This window comes from Agrobacterium sp. 5Ca50 (assembly GCF_055381905.1).
In genome coordinates this window covers 664,530-685,401 of the sequence record NZ_AP026439.1, presented here as the reverse complement: position 1 = coordinate 685,401, position 20,872 = coordinate 664,530, and the positions used below count along the sequence as shown (strand labels likewise).

17 protein-coding genes and 1 pseudogene are annotated in these 20,872 nt (G+C 49.9%); 5 read left to right on the top strand and 13 right to left on the bottom strand.

Annotation, left to right across the window (positions count from 1 at the left end; translation table 11 throughout):
- The first annotated feature begins 179 nt into the window (after positions 1-179).
- The 3 genes from ACZ5FM_RS20710 to ACZ5FM_RS20700 all read left to right on the top strand — a co-directional run bounded on the left by ACZ5FM_RS20710 (position 180) and on the right by ACZ5FM_RS20700 (position 3,168).
- Positions 180-1,457: a nucleotide sugar dehydrogenase gene (locus tag ACZ5FM_RS20710; RefSeq protein WP_464040600.1), complete on the top strand. Its 1,278-nt coding sequence runs from the start codon at positions 180-182 to the stop codon at positions 1,455-1,457.
- A 118-nt stretch (positions 1,458-1,575) separates the two neighbouring features.
- Entirely contained in the window at positions 1,576-2,142 is a 567-nt protein-coding gene (locus ACZ5FM_RS20705; protein ID WP_464040599.1) for a sugar transferase, read from the top strand.
- A 78-nt stretch (positions 2,143-2,220) separates the two neighbouring features.
- Positions 2,221-3,168: an NAD-dependent epimerase/dehydratase family protein gene (locus ACZ5FM_RS20700; RefSeq protein WP_464041066.1), complete on the top strand. Its 948-nt coding sequence runs from the start codon at positions 2,221-2,223 to the stop codon at positions 3,166-3,168.
- Positions 3,169-3,240: 72 nt separating this feature from the next.
- On the opposite strand, the pseudogene ACZ5FM_RS20695 reads toward ACZ5FM_RS20700, so the two are convergent.
- The 12 genes and pseudogenes from ACZ5FM_RS20695 to ACZ5FM_RS20640 form a co-directional block, all read right to left on the bottom strand.
- A pseudogene (locus ACZ5FM_RS20695) lies at positions 3,241-4,146 on the bottom strand (acyltransferase family protein); the annotation flags it as partial.
- Between the two features lie 364 nt (positions 4,147-4,510).
- The gene (locus tag ACZ5FM_RS20690) at positions 4,511-5,566 is read right to left on the bottom strand and encodes a glycosyltransferase (protein ID WP_464040598.1); all 1,056 of its coding nucleotides are present in this window, start codon (positions 5,564-5,566) and stop codon (positions 4,511-4,513) included.
- A complete protein-coding gene (locus ACZ5FM_RS20685) occupies positions 5,563-6,471 on the bottom strand; it encodes an alpha-1,2-fucosyltransferase (protein WP_464040597.1) in 909 nt (302 codons plus the stop codon). Before ACZ5FM_RS20685 ends, ACZ5FM_RS20690 begins: the two co-directional genes overlap by 4 nt.
- Positions 6,468-7,442, bottom strand: a complete 975-nt coding sequence (locus ACZ5FM_RS20680; RefSeq protein ID WP_464040596.1) for a glycosyltransferase family 2 protein — start codon at positions 7,440-7,442, stop codon at positions 6,468-6,470. The genes ACZ5FM_RS20685 and ACZ5FM_RS20680 overlap by 4 nt, the downstream gene beginning before the upstream one ends.
- 14 nt (positions 7,443-7,456) lie before the next feature.
- Positions 7,457-8,506, bottom strand: a complete 1,050-nt coding sequence (locus ACZ5FM_RS20675; RefSeq protein WP_464040595.1) for a glycosyltransferase family 10 domain-containing protein — start codon at positions 8,504-8,506, stop codon at positions 7,457-7,459.
- Positions 8,507-8,568: 62 nt separating this feature from the next.
- On the bottom strand, positions 8,569-9,399 hold the full coding sequence (locus tag ACZ5FM_RS20670) for a glycosyltransferase (protein ID WP_464040594.1): 831 nt from the start codon (positions 9,397-9,399) through the stop codon (positions 8,569-8,571).
- A gap of 2 nt (positions 9,400-9,401) precedes the next feature.
- The gene (locus tag ACZ5FM_RS20665; RefSeq protein ID WP_464040593.1) at positions 9,402-10,661 is read right to left on the bottom strand and encodes an ABC transporter ATP-binding protein; all 1,260 of its coding nucleotides are present in this window, start codon (positions 10,659-10,661) and stop codon (positions 9,402-9,404) included.
- Positions 10,662-10,664: 3 nt separating this feature from the next.
- Positions 10,665-11,513, bottom strand: coding sequence for an ABC transporter permease (locus ACZ5FM_RS20660; protein WP_192489278.1), 849 nt, complete (start codon positions 11,511-11,513; stop codon positions 10,665-10,667).
- Positions 11,514-11,541: 28 nt separating this feature from the next.
- Complete coding sequence (locus ACZ5FM_RS20655; RefSeq protein WP_464041065.1) at positions 11,542-12,735, bottom strand: DegT/DnrJ/EryC1/StrS family aminotransferase; 1,194 nt, start codon at positions 12,733-12,735, stop codon at positions 11,542-11,544.
- The gene (locus ACZ5FM_RS20650) at positions 12,710-13,654 is read right to left on the bottom strand and encodes a GDP-L-fucose synthase family protein (protein ID WP_464040592.1); all 945 of its coding nucleotides are present in this window, start codon (positions 13,652-13,654) and stop codon (positions 12,710-12,712) included. The genes ACZ5FM_RS20655 and ACZ5FM_RS20650 overlap by 26 nt, the downstream gene beginning before the upstream one ends.
- 2 nt (positions 13,655-13,656) lie before the next feature.
- Positions 13,657-14,733, bottom strand: a complete 1,077-nt coding sequence (gmd, locus tag ACZ5FM_RS20645) for a GDP-mannose 4,6-dehydratase (RefSeq protein ID WP_464041064.1) — start codon at positions 14,731-14,733, stop codon at positions 13,657-13,659.
- Positions 14,734-14,873: 140 nt separating this feature from the next.
- Complete coding sequence (locus ACZ5FM_RS20640; protein ID WP_464040591.1) at positions 14,874-15,758, bottom strand: glycosyltransferase family 2 protein; 885 nt, start codon at positions 15,756-15,758, stop codon at positions 14,874-14,876.
- Between the two features lie 181 nt (positions 15,759-15,939).
- Here ACZ5FM_RS20640 and ACZ5FM_RS20635 point away from each other — a divergent pair, with 181 nt between their 5' ends.
- A complete protein-coding gene (locus tag ACZ5FM_RS20635; protein ID WP_464040590.1) occupies positions 15,940-17,109 on the top strand; it encodes a glycosyltransferase in 1,170 nt (389 codons plus the stop codon).
- A gap of 216 nt (positions 17,110-17,325) precedes the next feature.
- Entirely contained in the window at positions 17,326-19,281 is a 1,956-nt protein-coding gene (locus tag ACZ5FM_RS20630) for a polysaccharide biosynthesis protein (RefSeq protein WP_464040589.1), read from the top strand.
- Positions 19,282-19,303: 22 nt separating this feature from the next.
- On the opposite strand, the gene cysG is transcribed toward ACZ5FM_RS20630, so the two are convergent.
- Complete coding sequence (cysG, locus tag ACZ5FM_RS20625; RefSeq protein ID WP_464040588.1) at positions 19,304-20,785, bottom strand: siroheme synthase CysG; 1,482 nt, start codon at positions 20,783-20,785, stop codon at positions 19,304-19,306.
- Between the last annotated feature and the right edge of the window lie 87 nt (positions 20,786-20,872).

Here is a 20,872-nt window from a genome sequence, read left to right as displayed (position 1 = left end):
AAGCGTTTCCAACACAAACGATAAATCGTCAATTCGTTTTACACTTAAAGACGATCAACATTCAGATAGTGCAGTTTAAAACGACAATCCACCATAGAAAAACCACGTGCACTTTGCTAATCGCACATACCTTCAAGCGTTACGAAGAAGCTGCTCATATCATTCTGAAAGGTGAGATAATGACGTTGGAAAATCGCACTGTAGCCGTTATTGGCCTTGGCTATGTCGGACTTCCTCTCGCAGCAGCATTCGGTCGCGTTAGAAAAACAATCGGCTTCGATATCAACCCAACGCGAATAACGGAACTTTCGTCGGGACACGACCGTACTCAGGAACTGACGCCGGATGAGTTGAAAGCCAGCACCAAAATATCGTTCACGGCGGATCCGGCGCAGTTATCAACCGCCTCCATCTTTATCGTAACCGTTCCGACACCCGTGGATGAGGCAAATCGCCCGGACATGACACCGCTTGTTAAGGCAAGCGAAACAGTGGGACGAGTGCTGAAAAAAAACGATGTCGTCGTTTTCGAATCCACAGTCTATCCGGGCGCGACGGAAGAAGTCTGTGTACCTATCCTCGAAGCGGAGTCTGGCTTGGTCTACAACCGAGATTTTTTCTGCGGTTACAGCCCGGAACGTATCAATCCTGGGGATAAGGTCCACCGTTTGGAGAACATCGTAAAGGTCACGAGTGGCAGCACGCCCGAAACCGCTGACCTTGTTGATAGCCTGTATAAACAGATCATTCTGGCTGGCACCCACAAGGCCAGTTCCATTCGTGTTGCCGAAGCCGCCAAAGTGATTGAAAACACCCAGCGAGACGTCAACATCGCTTTGATGAATGAATTGAGCCTGATCTTTCAGAGGCTGGAAATTGACACGATGGACGTGCTTGAAGCCGCCGGTACGAAATGGAACTTCTTACCGTTCAGACCCGGTCTCGTTGGCGGCCACTGCATTGGTGTTGATCCCTACTACCTCACACACAAGGCTCAACAGATCGGTTATCATCCAGCTGTCATCCTAGCCGGGCGCCGCATCAATGACAGCATAGGCGCATTTGTTGCAGAAAAGACGGTAAAGCTTATTTTGCAACGTGATTTACCGCTCAACAATGCGCGGGTACTCGTGCTCGGGCTGACATTCAAGGAAGATTGCCCGGATCTACGCAACACCAAAGTTGTCGACATCATTCACTCCCTCAAAGAATATAATCTTGAGGTCGATATTTACGACCCTTGCATAAATGTTGAGGACGCCGACCGTGAGTACGGCCTGAAATGCCTGACAGCATTACCAGAAACTGACGATTACAGTGCTGTTATCGTCGCTGTTGGCCACAGCCAATTCAAGGAAATGGGCACAGACGCATTGCGCAACCTTGCAAAGGAAAATGGCGCATTGCTGGACGTGAAATCCATATTCGCCAAGGAAACAACCGATTGGAGACTATAACGGTTTTTGGGAACTCTTCCGGCCCTTGAGATGTCGAGGTTGCTAGGCTGGCCGTTTCCAAATACATCGTCTATCTGCAGTCGATGAGATTACAATATTATAATTCAGAGCTCTGAAAATGACGGCGAAACGCATAACCGATCTAGTTCTCGTGATACTAGCAGCGATAATTCTCGCCGTGCCCATGATCATGGTCGGCATTGCCGTGAGGCTTACCTCGAAGGGTCCGGCTCTTTACTGGTCGAAACGCGTTGGTAGAGGCAATCAATTGTTCGATATGCCAAAGTTTCGAACGATGGCTGTGGATACCCCAGTGGTCGCAACACATCTCTTAAATGACCCAGCAAAGCATTTAACGCCAATTGGCAGCTTCTTGCGCAAGACCAGTCTCGACGAACTACCCCAGCTCTGGTGCATACTGAATGGCGAGATGAGTTTCGTGGGGCCGCGGCCCGCTCTTTACAATCAATACGACCTGATTGAAGCGCGGACCTTGTGCAATGTCCATTCACTTCCGCCAGGGCTGACGGGCTGGGCACAGATCAACGGTCGAGATGAATTGGCAATTCCAGAAAAAGTCGCCTTAGACGCTCACTACCTAGCACGGCAAAGTTTCTTTCTCGATATGCGCATTTTGATTATGACCGCCGTGAGCGTTATCAGAGCCAGAGGCGTCAAGCACTAGAACTTCAGTTTTTGATGCCAAGTCATCGCCCAGCAAGAATTTTGCCTTTCTTTGAGAAAGGTAGTCAGCACACTTGAATTGATTGATGGAGTATTTTTTTTGTTGAAGACGACATTGGTCACTGGAGCGTCTGGATTTGTGGGTTCCCACCTAGTTACCGAGATGGCGCGACGTAACATGCCGTTTAGGGGACTTACGAGAGGCAGTGCGCCTAACTTGGTAACGATCCCCTCTTACAGCTCAGACATGAGCTGGCATCCTTATCTCAAGGATGTCGAGACTATCGTACATTTAGCCGCCCGCGTTCACGTGATGAGAGAGACCGACGTAGATCCAATCAAGCGATTTCGTGAAGCAAACGTTTTATCGACGATTAATTTGGCTAAACACGCTGCAGAAGCCGGCGTTCGACGTTTTGTATTCGTGAGCTCCATCAAGGTGAATGGTGAGTCCACACCGGCCGGGAAACCATTTCGCGCAACTGACCCGCGAGGCCCACTGGATCCATATGGCATCTCAAAAGCAGAAGCCGAGGTAGCACTCATTGAACTAGGCGCGAAAACGGGAATGGGGATTACAATCGTTCGTCCCCCACTCGTCTACGGCCCTGGCGTTAAAGGTAATTTTCAAACCTTGATCAAATGGGCACGTAAGGGCGGGCCATCGATTTTTTCCAAGGTAGACAACAAACGATCCTTCATCTCCGTCGATAATCTTTGTGATTTTCTCATAACGGTTCTGGATCACCCCAACGCATCAAATTCAGTATTTCTGGTAAGTGATGGCGAAGATCTTTCAACCCATGAACTTTTGACCAGATTGACCACAGAGTTTGGACGCACGCCTAAAAGTATACCACTCCCTCCGTTTATCTTACGAGGACTTGGAGCACTTGTCGGTCGCAAGGACATGATTGCACGGTTGACGGAAAACCTTGAAGTCGACGCGTCAATGACGACACAGTCAGTAGGTTGGACGCCAACATTTTCGGTAAGTGAGAGCTTACGCAAGCTTAATCAAACTTAACGTCATATTGGTTTCGACCATTTGTGATCAGAGACAACATAGTCACCTATGGAGTTTAGTTTCCCGCTACGATTAGACTTGGCTTCCACTCAAAAGCTTGGCGCGTCCGATTCCGATAAGCAGCAAGCCCCTCCGGCCCCAACCATCAAGATAGCGGTTATTAATGTATTCAAGTGCGAACGAAGCACCAAAAACGCATATCAGTATCACTAAGGCATCAAGCAACTCATTTTGTCCGCTGAACCACTTTGAGCACACAATCAGAACCGGCAGATGAATAAGATAAACAGGGTAGGAAAGTTCGCCGACTGCGCGATCAATTTTAGAGTTTTTCTTCCATTGGAATATCCAAGGCAATGCAAAAAACGCGCTCAGTAAAGTTAAGCTACCGATCACCGATATGTGTGAAATTCTGATGTCAGGAATGACAGCAAGGACAACAAGCATCACAGGCAAACCAGTGGCGTACCGCCACTTCCGCAACTTGCCAGAAACGTAAATGCGGTGAGACACCATTCCAGCCAAGAACAACGCTAATTCAAACGGAAAAAAGCGATATCTCCAGGGATCACCTTCATAGCCGGCTTGGTAAGTCGCAAAACGAGCAATCGCTGAAAGTGCGATAATCGATACGAGAACTCTTGTTCTCCGCTTAGAGAACCACGGTGCTAAACAGTAAAACATCAACTCGAGACTAAGCGTCCAAGCTGGCGCGATCAACGCAAGATGATAAGGCTGCGGTATCGGCGCTCGCCCAAGTGCATCAACAAGCACTGTGCCTGCATCCGTCACTTTCGTAAATAACAGCGCATCCTGGCCAAATATAAAGGTATTCGAGAACACGGCCCAAGCAGTGTACAACGGTCCCAATTCAATTGCATGTTTGATTATCGCCGCGCGCTCAACGATTGTCCAAATGCACATGAACGCCAGCACTGCCCAATATGCAGGATAAATCCTGAGTGCTCTTGCCACGTAAAAATCTGCGTCCGGATGGTTGCATCAGCATTTCTGTATTTGTCTGTGAGAACCAATGACATATAAAATCCGGAAATCATGAAGAAGATTTCCACTGCCATCTCGCCGCCCATGAGTGGACGAAAACCCGTCCACCAAGCAGGGAAATGCGCAAGAACAACGTATGTCGCAAGCAAAAGACGAAGAGCACCCATGACCGAGGCTTTTGCACGAGCGATAACCGTCGTCAAGGGTATCTGTAGTCGGTTATCATGCTGACAATAACAAAAAATAGTATCTTCTCTGCCAGCCACGGGCAGGACATTGGCAACAATCGCAACTCTTCTACAGAACGCAAAGATGAATTAAGTTAATAACTTAATTCTCAAAATCTAATTTTCGTTTTACGCAATAACAGTCCGGACGCCCTTCTAGGGTCGACCCTTATTGCCAAACTTAGCGCACAGACCGCCAGCATGATCGATGACTTGCGTACTGCACCATTAAATAGCCTGAGAAGAAAATCAGTCATAATGGGCTCGGAACGAGTTTTCGCGTCTAAGTGCTGATAGTCTTGCCAGGCACTTTTAAGCTCAGTAACTTGGCCGAGTGAAACGCGTGCATGGCGAATGACAAAGAGAGAAGCTTCTACGTCTCTGCGCATTTCAACAGGTATCGTATCGATAAGATCAGGGCCGACCGATTCTACATGCTGAGAAGGATCAGGCAATTTCGCTACACGCATCCGATGACACAGTTTGGCTATCACAGTCGCCAGCTCTTGTTGCTCGCGATGAACCAGCGAGACATTTGTGTCATGAACTCGGTATTTTAACAAAGGCTTTGGAATGTTGCTGAGCGCATAACCAAGCTCATGAATACGCAACCAAAGGTCATAATCTTCAGCATGAGAAAATGCTCGGCGATACCCACCAGCAGCCAGTGCCGCTTCCTTTCTCATGAATACAGTAGGGTGTGCGAATGGGCATCCGGCTTCGAGAAACGCTGAAACGTCGCCCTCAGAGATAGGATAGTCCCCCTGACGAATAGTCTCTCCATCAGCGTCGATGAGAACAATAAAACTGCCTAGGACTCCAAGATTTGGTGCCTCGGACATGCGACGGTACTGCTCCGCGAAACGCTCTGGTAACGAAATGTCATCAGCATCCATACGTGCAATGAGTTCAGCGCGGGCCAGTTTCATTCCTTCATTAAGGGTAGAAACAAGCCCCCTATTGGGTCGGTCAACGAGTACGATACGCTGATCATTGGCAGCCAACTCGCGCAAAATTTCCCCACTTCCATCCGTTGAGCCATCGTTGATGACGATCAGCTCAAAATTTGAAAGTGTTTGCGCCAGCACGCTTTCCACAGCTTCGCGCACGTATTTTTCGGCATTATAAACAGGTAAAATAACGCTGACTAATGGTCGATCATTCATTTAAGAAGAATCCAGTCAGCCGGATAAAGGTCAAGCACATTGCAAGCGGCCAGCTTATCCGGTGTAAACCAGCGCGCTGGTGCGATGACACGCTTATCCTTATCCTGATTTAACCAAGCGCTCCACCAGGAGTAGGAACTGTTGGCAACTATGTTATGCGTGCAGCGCGCCATCAGGAACATGTCTTCCCATGGAGCTGACGAATCGGAGCGTACCACATGGGCGCGCGGCAGGTTGACAAATGCGTCCGCGATAAAATCCGGCTCATCGGAGAAGAGAAAGAACTCCGCCTCTGGTCCGACCAGATCTTTCATCAAAGCAATGGCTCGGTCATAGTACCCCTTATCCAAAGCCGTATGCATGGCGGAAGCGTCGACTGTCAGATAATCACCCCGGCGCACATGCAGAGAGACACTGCAAGGTGAAGCATCAATCCTGGCCGCCCATTCGGCCGCAGTAGCCGTCAACGGCGCTGCGGGCTGAAACTGCTCACGAAGAAGCGCATCTGCGCCTTCGAAATATCGAGGGCTCTGGAAATAGCCGTCAAGTAGAATCTCATCGCCCGGAAGGTTGAAGACCGCAGGATCGAAGTGGAAATGCGGCTCTTGGTAGACGCCATCCCGGAAAGTATACCCGCCATTAATTTTGCGTATCAAACGCGCGACTAGTGAATTCGAGACAGGCGTGGCCAATGGACGCCCTCTATAAATGCTTTGCGGCACCTTGAGGCAATCAAGTTGATAGGGCCAGATTTTATAGCTTTCGAAGGCCGAGATATCCAGTTGCAGCTCCTTACCTTGCCGCTTAGCCAAACCAAGCGCTGCTGCGTATTGAAACATCTGATTACCAAGCCCGCCACGGATTCGAGTTACAACCGTGCCGCTTGTGCCCGAGTTACCGGTCATTTCAGCCCCACTTTGCGCTTCATGCGCCTGCAAGATATTCGATATAGCGCGAACGCAACGGAGAACCAAAAGTCTATTTCATTTGCGAAAATTTTCCTTGCAATCAATATATCACTGCGCGAAATTTTTTTATAAAATGCATGTAATTCTTTTGGTCTTCTCCAAAACGGAAGTATAGTTTCGACAGCTCGACGTTTCAAACCAGCCTTGAACTGCGAATTTTCAATCAACACCAACTCCCACTTTGAAAAAATCAATAAAAGTTGATTGAAGAATTCGATGAATTTTGCAGGATCAGCCTGCCGCTGAACGCTCCGATTATGAACCCTGATGCCTACTACCGCCTCTGGGGTGAAGTTAACTTCACTAACCTTAGCTAGTCGCATCCAAAGATCCCAGTCCTCACCATAGAATAGTCGCTCATCAAAATGTCCTGCTTCGTCTAGGACATCCCGACGTACAAGCACACTCGATGCAGAACCGGACAAAGTGTAATTTTCCAATACGAGTGGAAGAAAAATATCACCGGAAAGCCGTGGCGGAACGACACCCTCAGAGGAAATCTGATTCCCTTGTGCATCAATCAAGAAATATGAGGAGTGAACAAAACCAACACGAGGACCGCTATTCGTCAGAACCCGCACTTGTTCCTCAAGTTTGGTACTTAGCCAGATGTCATCCGCATCCAGGAAGGCCAGGAGGTCTGCAGACGAACCTGCAATCCCAGCATTTCTAGCTGCTGAAACGCCACCTTTGGATAAACGGCGGTAGAGCACATTTTCATGTTCTGATTGAAACCGCTGACAAATTAGGGCAGTTCCATCCTCCGACCCATCGTCGCAAAGAATGAGTTTGTTTACCGGATAAGTCTGCGACAGCACTGACCGAATTGCCGCCTCTAAGTACAATTCCCCATTATACACGGGTACAATCACATCAACTGATGGCTTGCCGAACATATTATTTGTCATATCTAACGAATGTTTCACCTGAAGATCAAAAGCTTAATCTTTCGTAGAAAAGACCTCAACCGGGGCCTTTCCTCAACGAATTCCAACGCGTAAATCTTCCACCGAACACCAAATGGTAAAAATGCGACCTCTCGTTTCAGTCCGACCACTCTCGCTTTAGCCTTGCTTTTACCCGACATTTCATCACGAGCGACTTTGGCCAACAAAAAGAACACATTGTGCTCCGTCATCAAGCGGCGTCTGGCCTCTATTAACGCCCCTCGACTACGCTCAGCCAAATCAGATTCAATAATCTTTTTGATAGTGCTTATGGCTTCATCAGGATTGTATATATTTATCTGAGTTACAGCATCGTCGTTGAAATAATCCAATATATTCGGGCAGCCGTGATATATTGGATATGTCAAAGTCAAATATGGATCCGCGATTTTTTCCGTCCAATAGTCCTGGATGGAGCAGTTCTCGAGAGCAATGTGGTACCGGTAAGTATCAAGAACATCTCGCTTATCAGCAAAATCGGCAATGCCCCGTCCAAAGACATCAACCTGATCACCAAGCATCTCCTTGAGTTTGGCCACGAATGCAAGACGCGCCCGGTGCTCTTCCGTGAACGCCTTGTCCGACGAAACGACCGAGACGAGCCGTGTTTTCAACGGATCGTGGCGCTCGAATTCCTCAAAACTCATTGGTTTAGACAGAAATTTTCCGCCGTCTGTCATACACCCAACATGCCAGGGAAGCCCTGCTTGGACAAAGACACGGTTAGGATGCCGTGTCTCCCGGTCAGACGTAATCACTACATCGAACTGGGCTAAAAAGGCAGCGTTGTAACGTTTGACATTCTCAGGCTCAGAGGAGACGAAAACGGTCAGCGCATGGCTAGGAACCGTAAGTCGCGAAGCGGGCAAGGCGTCGTAGACAAAGACAACATCCGCTTGATCAACAGGCACAAAGAACTGAACACCATGCACCGTGCCCTGTCCTTCGGGAAGTTGCCGGTTCCATGGTAAGGTTTCATGCCCTGTGACAAAAGCGGCGCGTATGAGAGATGAATCAGTTTTCATGTTTCGAACGCCGCCCCCAAAATTACGGCCATAATCGTCTGTATGTCATAGGCGGGTAATACTCACCTGAAATCGATAACCATCACCAAAATGAGACTCAACAGTCGCCAATTTGACCATAGCGGTTTCAGGCCTTTGGTCCGGTACAAATGCCTCGCAACATCGGCGACGCGCGCCCGGGCAAGACGCAGATAGGCCGGTCGTCCCGTCGAAGAGAGCATATTAGCGAAGATAATCCTGATAACTTCACTAAACTCCCTTTCTCGCCCGTTCCCCGAGTGCCCGGTTAGCGAACCATCATGCATCCAGAAGTTCTGCATGGGATAGGGTGACACTCGCGCCTCCAAGTTGAGACGGTCAAGCCGCAAGTTCAATTCAAAATCTCCGGCAATCCTATAGGAAGCATCAAAGCCCCCGAGTTTCGTCAGAATGTCCCTCTTCACCAGCATGGAAAAAAGCGGCGTACGTCCATGGAAAATACCTTCAAGGTCAAACGTTGAGGCAGCACAGCGCCGCTCTGTTTCACCCGTATGATTGAAGAAATCAAACGTGAGAACCGGAGTATCGGAACACTCGCGATACGACTGCAGAAACATCTCGAAGAAAGAGTCCGAGATGAAGTCATCCGTAGCAAGAAATCCGACATATTGCCCCCGTGCCATGCGTATGCCCTTATTGGCGGCGTCATAGAGGCCTTCATCCGGCTCGCTCAGAAGGCGGATATGAGGATAGGTACGGATCAGCTCCAAGCTGCCATCCGTAGACCCACCATCTACAATGATGTGCTCCACCTGTCCCCTAAAAGCCTCGGGAATGCTTTCGATGCAACGCGCGAGAAAGCTGCGACGGTTAAAGCATGGAGTGACGAAGGAAATGACTGGAGCTGCCGACATACTTAAATTCTCTGCCAATCCAGTTGTGGGCCGATGAGGCCGGGGCGGCGCGTGCGCCAGTAAGGCGACTGTAGGCCGGTGAACTCGATGGTGATCCGGCTTCCGGCTTCACTTTCTTCCGGGTCAAGAATCCACCTCTCGTTATGCAGACTAGCGACGAGACGGATATTGTAATCACCAGCATTGAGCACACGCGCGGGTAGATAAGCCACAAGGCGGTGGCGCCCCTCCGATGTCACAGGCCAGTCTTGCTGCGCTCCATCCGTTGTGAGCGAATAAAACAGGGCATTGCCGAGCGCGTCATGAACCTGAATGCCGAAGTTAAGTTGTGGCACGTACCTATGCACGTCAACGTCAATCAAAACGCCGATGCTGTCCCCGTCACCAAAACTGGTTGATAGGTTACTTGGATCGCCCTGGAATGTCAGGAAGTCGTGAACCGTGAAGTATTCCTTCCCAATTGGCAGTTTAGCCCGCCAGTCAGCCTGCGTGACGCCTGCCTGAGTGTACCGGGTCAAGCCATCATCCACATCGTGGGTGTCTAGCTGCAATTGGCCGCCAGATAGCCAGACGATACGAGAGCAGAGCTGTCGGACGGCGCTCATGTTGTGCGACACAAACAGCACCGTACGACCCGCGCTGGCAACATCACGCATTTTACCGAGGCACTTGTTCTGGAAATCAACGTCACCGACAGCCAATACTTCATCAATGATCATGATCTCTGGCTCCAGATGAGCAGCCACAGAGAAAGCAAGGCGCATTTTCATGCCGCTGGAGTAGCGCTTTATTGGCGTATCGATAAATTCTTCCACGCCAGAAAAAGCTACGATCTCATCGAAGCGCGCCTTGATCTCGTGCTTCCTCAGCCCGAGTATCGTTCCGTTGAAGAAAACATTTTCGCGCCCGGTAAGTTCAGGATGAAAACCTGTTCCAACCTCCAACAATGAACCAACGCGTCCGTTCAGAATTGCTTCGCCAGATGTCGGTGTGGTAATTTGAGACAGAATCTTTAAAAGAGTACTTTTGCCGGCGCCGTTGCGACCAATGATACCAACAACCTCACCTTCATTCACATCGAAACTGACGTCGTTCAGTGCCCAGAACTCCCCCTTCTGAGAGGGCTGGCCATTTTCGGCGCTCTCTTTTATTTTTCCTTTGAAGATAGATGCCAGCAAATCCCGCAACGTATCGTGAGCAGGTCCTGAACCGCCTAGTTGATACCGTTTTCCGATACCGTTTACACTGATGATCGGAGACATGATTTAGATCCTATCGACGATCGTCGGTTCCAGCTTACGAAAAATGCGAAAGCCGAAGTTGAAGATAATCCCTGCCCAAAGCACCACAATTCCAAGAGCAGCGAGGGACGGAAACGGAGTACCGAGAAGCACTGCCCGAGCTGTATCCAAAAGCGTTGCAACTGGGTTGAGGATAAACACCCACTGATATTTTTCTGGAACAAAACTGACAGGGTAGATCACAGGTGTCACATACATACCAATCTGCACAAAGAATGGTAGGGCAATACCAATATCACGATAGATCGCGTTCAGAGGCGAGAGCATCAACCCTATCGCATAGCCAAGCAATCCACCAAAAATCAAAAGAAGCGGCAGGAGTACGACATAAGGCGTAGGCACCACCCCGTAAATCAGCATCAGCGCCAACAAAATAACAAGGGAGATGCAAAGGTCCACTCCGGCCGATATTGTCGGGACCAAAGGAAGAATAATACGAGGGAAAAACACCTTCGTGATAATACCTTCGTTTTTGACAAGCGCTCCAGACGCCTCAACAACGACCTTGCTGAAATACTGCCAAAATAGAAGGCCGGAAAGGACGAAGACTGGGTACGGAATGCCGTCGGCAGGGATCTTTGCCAGAAAACCAAATATAACCGAAAAAATAATCGTCGTTATCAAAGGCTGCAAGACGGCCCAAGCGATACCAATCACCGATTGTTTATATCGAATCTGAATTTCTCGCAAAGCGAGCGTCCAAGCGATATCTCGATTTAACCATATATCCCTTAGACCGTCCCACATTGTTCGATCTGCTCGCGGACGAATTACAACACGCGCAGCGCCGTGTTTCGAGAGCATATCTGTCATTCGTCTAATTCCGTTTTTCGAATCTTAGTTACGTGCCGCTTCCGACAGCAATTGCTTCTTCAATTGCCAAACGCAGTAACCCGAATTCTTCATCAAGCGGATAGTGATGATTACCAATGAAAAGGCCCGCGCCATCGATAATCTCCGCATTTGGAAGATTGCCGCTGATTGAATAATCAAACCATTTCAGAACTTCGTTCTTCGCGAAATTTCCAGCGACAATTGGTCGGACATCAATCTTGTGATTATTGAATGACGCAACCAGCTGCTCACGGGAAAAAGGAGCATCTGCGCTCACAATCATCGAAAAACCAAACCAGCTGCTTTCGCCAATCTCGCGTTGAGTGCGCAAAAATGGATAGTCAGTCAAGATTGCCTTGAACGTCTCGGCATTGCGTCTACGTTCACTGACAAGCGTTGGAAGTTTGCGCAGCTGAGCCAGGCCAATTGCGCCACTCATCTCCAATGGCCTTACATTATATCCAGGCAAGATAAACCTGAACGATTCCGTGAAGGCGTCATCACTCTTCGGCGTTGTGATCTTATTGACTTTTGGCAGATTTCTCGTCCAGCCATGCGCTCTGAGCGCAAGCAATATGTGATAAAGCTCTTCATCATCAGTAATTACCATCCCGCCTTCCATGGTCGAAATGTGATGACTAAAGAACGCGCTAAATGTGCCCATGATACCGTGTGACCCGGCCTGCCGCCCCTCGAAAGTTGCGCCCATCGATTCACAATTGTCCTCGATGATATCAATTTGCCGGTCACCAATGATCTTCCTGATCTTGGCGAAGTCATTGGGATTACCAAGCAGATTGACCGCCATAATCGCCTTAGTGCTAGGCGTTATCGCGCGCTCCAATTTGGCCAGATCATAGTTAAGGGTATTGATATCGATGTCGACGAACCGGAGCTTTAGTCCATACTGGTAAAGTGGATAATATGTCGTGCTCCAGGACACTGCAGGCACGATAACCTCGTCCCCGGGCAGCAGTGGAGAATTGCTGCGATATCTGAGTGCGCCAACCATAATCAAATTGGCAGATGAACCCGAGTTCACCATGACGCAATATTTGCTGCCACAATACTCAGCAAACGCCTGTTCAAACTCAGCCACGCGCGGCCCCATCGAGAACATGCCCGATTCGGTTACGCTACGAATTGCTTCGTACTCTTCTTCGTCCCAGCTCGAATTAGCCAGCGGATAAGTCATTTGCATCATCCAATGTCAAAAAATATTCATAGGCTTTCTGGATACCCTCCCGCAACGAAGTTGGGGCAGACCAACCCAAATTCTTCTGGCGAGAAACATCCAACAATTTCCGCATCATACCAACCGGCTTTGTGGTATCGAAGACGAAACTTCCATCAAATCCAATTACATCCGCCGCAGCCTGGTAGTACTCCAATACGGACAGATCAGACCCCAAGCCGACGTTCATATCGCCAGGCAATTCCGAGGTTCGCTCGAGGAAGAACACGATCGCGTCCGCCAAATCGCCAGCGTACATAAACTCTCGCCTCGCACTGCCGTCCCCCCAAATCTCGACATGACGTTGTCCAGTTAGGCGAGCGACGTGCAGCTTACGAATGATAGCTGGAACCAAGTGAGATACTTTGGGATCAAACTTATCGTATTTTCCGTAAAGATTGCACGGGATCAGTGTCTTGTATTGCAATGATGGATCTTCACTTCGCATGTAACCGCACATCCGTGCAGCAACACACTTAGCAAGAGCGTAGCCTTCATTGGTCGGCTCCAAGGCGCCCGTCAGGACATCTTCCTCACGCAGAGCGTTTGGACTGTTCTTAGGATACATACAAGAACTGCCCAAATTAAGGACAGTCTCAACACCAGCCTCACGCGCTCCAAGTAACAGATTCTGCCCCATGGACAGATTTCGCGCCAAGAAAGCTACTGGCTCGCGGATGTTTGCCTGGATCCCTCCGACGTGACCAGCACTATGAATGATCACGTCCGGACGATGTTTTTCCAACCAGGCAAACGTTGCACCGTGAGCCATGAGATCAAGTTCTGAACTACTCGGCGCAAGAACCTCGTGATGGCTCGCCTTAAGAAGCTCTAGCAGATTGCGACCAACCATGCCTGAGCCGCCGGTAACAAGAACTCGCGCCATGGTCAGACCTTCGCCGCATTACTTCGGTCAAGACAGCGCGCTTCTTCCAGATCGCTTGCAACCATTTCCTTTACCAAGTCGCGGAAAGGTGTCGTATGGCGCCAACCCAACTTGGCAAACGCCTTAGAAGGATCGCCAAGCAGCAGATCAACTTCTGTTGGGCGGAAATACCGAGGATCAATCTTCACCAACTCAGCGCCGGTTTTCGCATCAACACCAACTTCGTCCACTCCGGTACCGCTCCACGCGATTTCGCGACCAACTTCAGCAAAAGCAAGCTCTACAAATTCGCGGACAGCATGGGTTTCACCAGTCGCCAACACATAATCGTCGGATTGATCCATCTGCAGAATTCGCCACATGCCCTCGACGTAGTCACGCGCATGTCCCCAATCTCGCTTCGCATCCAAATTACCGAGATAGAGTGCTTTCTGCTGTCCAAGCTCGATAGCAGCAACGGCTCGTGTAATTTTTCGAGTAACGAACGTCTCACCGCGAAGCGGGCTTTCGTGATTGAATAGAATTCCATTAGAGGCATGCATGCCATAAGCTTCGCGGTAGTTCACCGTAATCCAATAGGCATACAACTTCGCCACCGCGTAGGGGCTGCGGGGATAAAATGGTGTCGTTTCTTTTTGTGGTATTTCTTGTACCTTGCCATAAAGCTCTGATGTAGACGCCTGATAGAACCGCGTCTTACCTTCTAGCTTCAACAGACGAATAGCCTCAAGAATACGCAGCGCTCCGGTAGCATCAGCATTTGCAGTATATTCGGGAGTCTCAAAACTCACCTGAACATGACTCTGAGCGGCGAGATTATAAATCTCATCAGGCTGAATTTCTTGAATAATTCGGATAATATTCGTCGAGTCTGTCATATCTCCGTAAACAAGACGGAAATTCGTAGCCTCTTCGTGTGTGTCTTTAAACAGGTGGTCAATTCGACCGGTGTTAAAGGACGACGACCGCCGTTTTACGCCCCAGACAGCATAGCCCTTGGAAAGCAGTAGCTCGGCCAGGTAAGCGCCATCTTGTCCAGTTACACCAGTGATAAGTGCGCGTTTTTGCAAAGATAAAATCCATATTTTAGTGATACGAACTTCGCGATCATGTAAAAAACCGTCGCAGAATTGACCACCACTTACACGAAGCACTACCTATCGACAACTGTCAAAATTCTACGATACCGCCGCTCCAGGCCTGTGTAACCACCGTACAACTACCGTAACCGCCGCACACGCCATCCGGGTAACGGAGAAAGCTTAATCCTCGGCCGGGACAAAAGCGACGCTGTTATCAACAACAAAAAACTTGCCAAGCGACGTTCACGCCATGCCGATGCCGCGCGTTCGTAAAACAGGTAGGCATCAGCGGTCTTGCGCAAGGATTTGTCGGTGGTTAGCGATGCAATTTTATGACGGATATAGGCGGACGCATTCGTCACAGCAACGAGGTTTGTATTATTGCCTCTTTCTACAGCGACACCAATCATGTCTTGAATTTTCAGTTCGAAGTTAGCTAACGCAATGCGCACGAACCATTCATAATCTTCCAAACGACGTAGACTGACATCGGAACCACCAGCTGCATTCATGATTTCAGCGCGATTTAGTACGATGCACGAGCCCGGCGCGAACCAGCACCCTCGGAAAAACTCATCCGGTGTGGAAGCAGGTAGAGGAACTCTCTCCTGCCATAAAACTCCACTCGGCAAAACGTCCATCCAGCCACAGCCATAAACGGTTCGGCCTGGCACTGGGCAATGCTTCTCTGCGTCATCAAGATATGCCCACCGCGCTTCCATCGTGCCGGGGAGCAGCCAATCATCGCTATCTAAGAAGCTGACCCACTCGGTTTTGGCAATCTCCAAGCCGACATTGCGTGCGTTTCCCGCACCGCCATTCGCATCCAGCCGGACAATCCTTACTATGCCTGTTGATGCAGTACGTTCAGACAACACCAGCGGCTCCGGCGACGCATCATCAATAACCAATACCTCTACCGGCCAAACATCTTGCTCCAAGATGCTGTTTACAGCGCGTTCAAGTTTTTGCTGACGCCCATATGACGGAATTACAAACGTCAGTGGTATCTGTGCCTTCATACAATTTCACCTGATAAATGCGTCGTTGCTGCAATCCGGATGTCGCGCATTGACATCATAAGTCGGACAATGGCAATGCAAACTAAACTCCAAGTCAAATTAGTTTGAGGAAACTCTACTTTTTGGAATGTGTCGCGCTGTTTTCGCCCTAAATTCTTGCACTTCAATTGAGATAAAAAAGATGTCTGGCTTGGTGGTAATTTGTAACGACCTTGATTACTTCCTCCGGCATAGGGCGGAGGTGCCACTCAAAATTAAAAAGAACGGCCATCAGGTTACGATTGTAACCGGAGGTCGATTTGCGCAGGTATCGGATCAACCAGACCTTGATTTTGAGCACACACCGATTGAACGTTTTTCATTCAATCCGTTCTTAGACGCGGCTCTGACTGTCAGGTCGTTGAAAATATTTCTTCGGACGAAACCTGAAGCAGTTCATCTGATAACTTTAAAACCCGCAATCTATGCTGGCATTGCCGCGCTAATTTCCCGAGCATTAGGCGGAGGCCCAAAGAGAGTTCTAATCACCATACCAGGCTTAGGGCGGCTCATGTCACCATCGAGCTCCATGTCTGGGTTCATGGCAAATTTTGCTCGAAAACTGATCGGATTGGCCCTCAGATTTATCTCATCGCAAAAAGACGTTCATTTCACATTCGAAACTCAACACGATTTTTCTGTTTTTGTTGAGAAAAAACTTGTCATTCAAACCAATGCATCTGTCATCAAAGGCGCCGGCGTCAATCCCGCCCTATTCTACCCAAAGGAAAAAACCGAGCCGACGGGCGCTTTGCGGATTTTGTTTGCCTCTCGACTGCTGAAATCAAAGGGCCTGGAGGCATTCCTCATGGCGGCACAAAAAAACGTCCATGGTAGTTCAATCCAGTATGTCGTAGCTGGGATGATCGAAGCAGATGATCCCGATGGCTATTCTGCAGAAGAATTGGCGCGCAATCCAGCAATCACGTTTTTGGGTGAGCAAAATGATATGCCGTCACTTCTTAGAACCGTTGATGTCGTTTGCCTTCCTACTTTGTACGGAGAGGGTATACCCCGTATTTTAATTGAAGCGGCGGCCTGCGGTATAGCATCAATAGCGACTGATGTTCCTGGCTGTAACGAGATCGTGCTGGATGGTGAGACAGGCGTACTTATTAAACCCGGAGCGCTCTCTGAAATGGCCGATGACATCGCGTCCGCAACTGATGTATATGCGAAAAACCCGTCGATATTGGCAGCACATTCAAAAGCAGCCCTCAGTCACTTCCGTGCAGGTGGATTTTCCGAAAGTTCTGTCATCGAGCATTTTGTTGAACTTTTGGGTTTTTCGGGCAAATCCCTTAAAGTTTGACCAAAAGAGGAGTAGGCGATTTCCGCTCACGCAAGACAGCGGTAAAACGTTGCAGTTGAGCATTTTTGAACTTATCACCAGATTTCAAGACATGAGAGATGTCGCATTATAAAAACATATCCATGCTTGATAAAGTTTCATGACAACCAACCTCCTTAGGCTGCGATCGCTCCGTGACGGGAATACATCTGCGGTATTGGCACCAGGCATCAACGAATGGCATTTAGAAACATTATTTCGGTCGTTTTGAGCCTCCCGCGCTGGCTAAAGCGCTTTACCGCCCTGTGCGTTGACAGCGCTCTGTGTGTGCTGACGCTATGGCTGGCCTTTTCTTTACGGCTGGATACATGGGATTTCCTGTCGGGCGTCCAGCTTCTGACGATTCCGGTTTCTCTCGCCATTGCTCTACCGCTCTTCATTGTGAACGGCTTGTACAGAGCTATCTTTCGTTACATTGGTTGGGCCGCTTTTCTGGCCATCATCCGGGCCATCGCGATCTATGGCGTTCTGTTCATGCTGGTGTTCACCTTTATCAGCGTGCCGGGCATACCAAGAACGGTCGGCATCATGCAGCCTCTCCTGCTGCTGTTGGCCATCAGCATCTCGAGATTGGTTACACGCCAGATACTCGGCGCTCCCTACCGGCGTGAACTCAGCAAAAACGCCCAACGCAATGTGCTGATTTACGGTGCCGGAACCGTCGGTCGCCAGCTTGCGAGCGCACTGCTGAACGGTGGGCAGCTCTCGGTGCGTGGTTACCTTGATGATGACAAGCACCTTCATGGCGCGCTGATCAACGGTGTGCGTGTTTATGCACCGCACGAACTCAAAGATGCAGCTACCTTATTGAACGTCAAAACCGTTCTTCTCGCTGTACCAAATATCAGCGCTGAACGCCGAATGGCGATTATAGAAAGCCTCCGGGGTGTTGGTGTTGCGGTTAGGCTGGTGCCGAATGTCAGCGAGATTGCACAGGGTCGCGTGCATATGGCGGATTTCCAGGAATTGGCCATTGACGACCTTCTCGGCCGCCCACCAGTCAAGCCGTCCGAAGAACTGCTCAAACGCAACATCAAAGACAAGGTTGTCATGGTGACAGGCGCTGGCGGCTCAATCGGCAGCGAACTGTGTCGTCAGATCCTGCAGATCGGTCCCGAGCGATTGATTTTGTTCGAACAGAACGAGTTCACACTTTATTCCATTCACGCCGAATTGGTGCGTAACGATCCCTCCAAGGAAGATATCGTTGTCCCTCTTCTCGGCTCAGTGCGCGATGCGAAGCGCATGGCCGACATTATGGAAAGCTTCAAACCCCACACAATTTATCATGCTGCGGCATACAAGCATGTGCCAATCGTCGAACAGAACCCGGTAGAGGGTATTTCCAACAATGTTCTCGGCACGCTTGAGACCGCCCGAGTTGCGATAGAAAAAGGCGTAAAATCATTCGTATTGGTCAGCACGGACAAAGCCGTTCGCCCTACCAACATAATGGGTGCGTCAAAGCGAGTTGCAGAACTGGTTCTGCAGGCTCTCGCCGTCAAAAACTCTGACATAACATTCTCTATGGTACGATTTGGGAATGTGCTTGGTTCCTCGGGTTCGGTCGTTCCATTGTTCCGACAGCAAATTGCCAATGGTGGCCCGATCACGCTTACCGATTCGGAAATGACCCGCTACTTCATGACAATTCCTGAGGCATCTCAGCTGGTCATTCAGGCAGGTGCGATGGCCACAGGTGGCGATGTTTTCGTCCTTGATATGGGCGAACCGGTAAAGATCATCGATCTCGCCCGCCGCATGGTTGAGCTATCAGGTATGACAATCAAGGATGAGACAAATCCGGAGGGTGATATCGAGTTCGTCATGACCGGACAAAGACCGGGCGAGAAGCTCTACGAGGAGCTGCTGATCGGCGATAATCCTGCTGAAACGACACACCCTCGCATCATGACGGCCCATGAGGAGTTTTTCCCCTGGCCTGAACTGGAATCCATGCTCGAAAAACTGAAATCGGCGATGGATGCCAATGATCTCGTTGAGGTGCGCAAGCTGATGGGCACAATGGTATCGGGTTACCGACCAAGTGCGGATATCGTTGATTTGGTCATGATGCGGCAGCGGGAAAACGACACATTGTTAGACCCGTTTACCGAAACACCAACCGGCTAAGATACATAGACAATATATCTGGTTACACAGCCATTTGAACAAAGTGTTCGATTGGCTGTTCACCACGCCGCTTAAGCGCTGGTGCAAATGCATTGCCAATGCCGATCAAAACCGGCTCATCTACACCAATTTCAATAATTCCGGCATCGAGATCGCGCAAACGTCCGCACCAGCGCCGCTCTCCAGCGCGGGTAATAGCACTCATGATAACAATGGGTGTGCAATCGCTCATGCCATGTTCGATGAGGCGTGCTTTGATTTCTGGTGCAGTACGCCCGCTCATATAGAAGACCGTCGTTATCGTCGCATCAGCCAAGCTGTACCAGTCCAGATTTTCCGGCAAATGACCTCTCCGGGAATGACCGGTCACAAACCTTACCGATTGCGCATGATCGCGATGGGTCAGGGAAACGCCGAGACGGGACGCCATGGCGCTCGCTGCAGTAATGCCAGGCACAATTTCCACCGGGATACCCTCGCCTTCAAGAGCTGCAATTTCTTCCCCAGCCCGACCGAAAATCATCGGATCGCCTGATTTCAGCCGCACAACCCTTTTGCCAGCCTTGGCGAAACTGATCATCATCGCGTTGATGTCTTCTTGTTTGCAGCTTGTGCGGCCACCACGCTTACCAACCAGCATGCGTTTGGCCTCACGTCGGGCGAGTTCAAGCACCTCATCAGACACAAGGTCATCAAACAGAATAATATCTGCCGCCTGTAGTGCACGAACCGCCTTGAGCGTTAACAGCTCCGCATCCCCCGGCCCGGCACCAACCAGCGTGACCTTGCCATAGCTGCCACTGGCGAGTTTTCCGGCGCCGCCGATATCCGACAATAACTTGTCCTGCATCTGATTGTCGGCACTCTCGGTAAATGCGCGATCAACAAACCGCTCCCAGAAGTTCCGCCGGGCATTTCCGGGCGCAAGTGAGCCGTTCACATGCTCACGAATATGTTGGGCCATGTCGGCCCACTTCTGAAGCGACAGCGGTAGCAAGGTCTCAATGCGTCGGCGGATAGCCTGCGCCAGGATAGGCGCTGCACCATCAGTGGAAATCGCAACCACAACAGGTGATCGATTGACGATCGAACCAAACTGAAACTGGCAGAACTGGGGTTTATCGATGACATTGGCAGGAACGCCTGCACGTTTGGCGGCCTCAAAAAACGCCACGGCATCCTGTTCGCCCTCGCAGTCAGCAATCGCCAGAACAGCTCCCTGAAAGCATTCCGCAGACCATTCTGTATCGTGATGGATGATCGCAGCCGCCGGATTTGGCAAAACGCGCGCCATCAACGACAACATGGCTTCGCCACACTGCTGTTGCGGGCAGTAAAGATGTAGCTGTGCACCGCAGGCCAGAACGAGTTCGGCCTTCCAGGCAGCAGCATCCGATCCACCAGACAAGACGACGGGTTTGCCATTCAAATCCCAGAACACCGGCAATTTGGCCAGCGTCTCCATTCGCACCGCTTCATTTCTCTTGGTTTGCACGACATCCATGGATAATCCCTTCCATCGTAGCGGCCGATCTGCTGCAGGTCGCGTTGGCATTGAAAATGTGGCTGTTGTGTTTGAACCTGCGCCAGG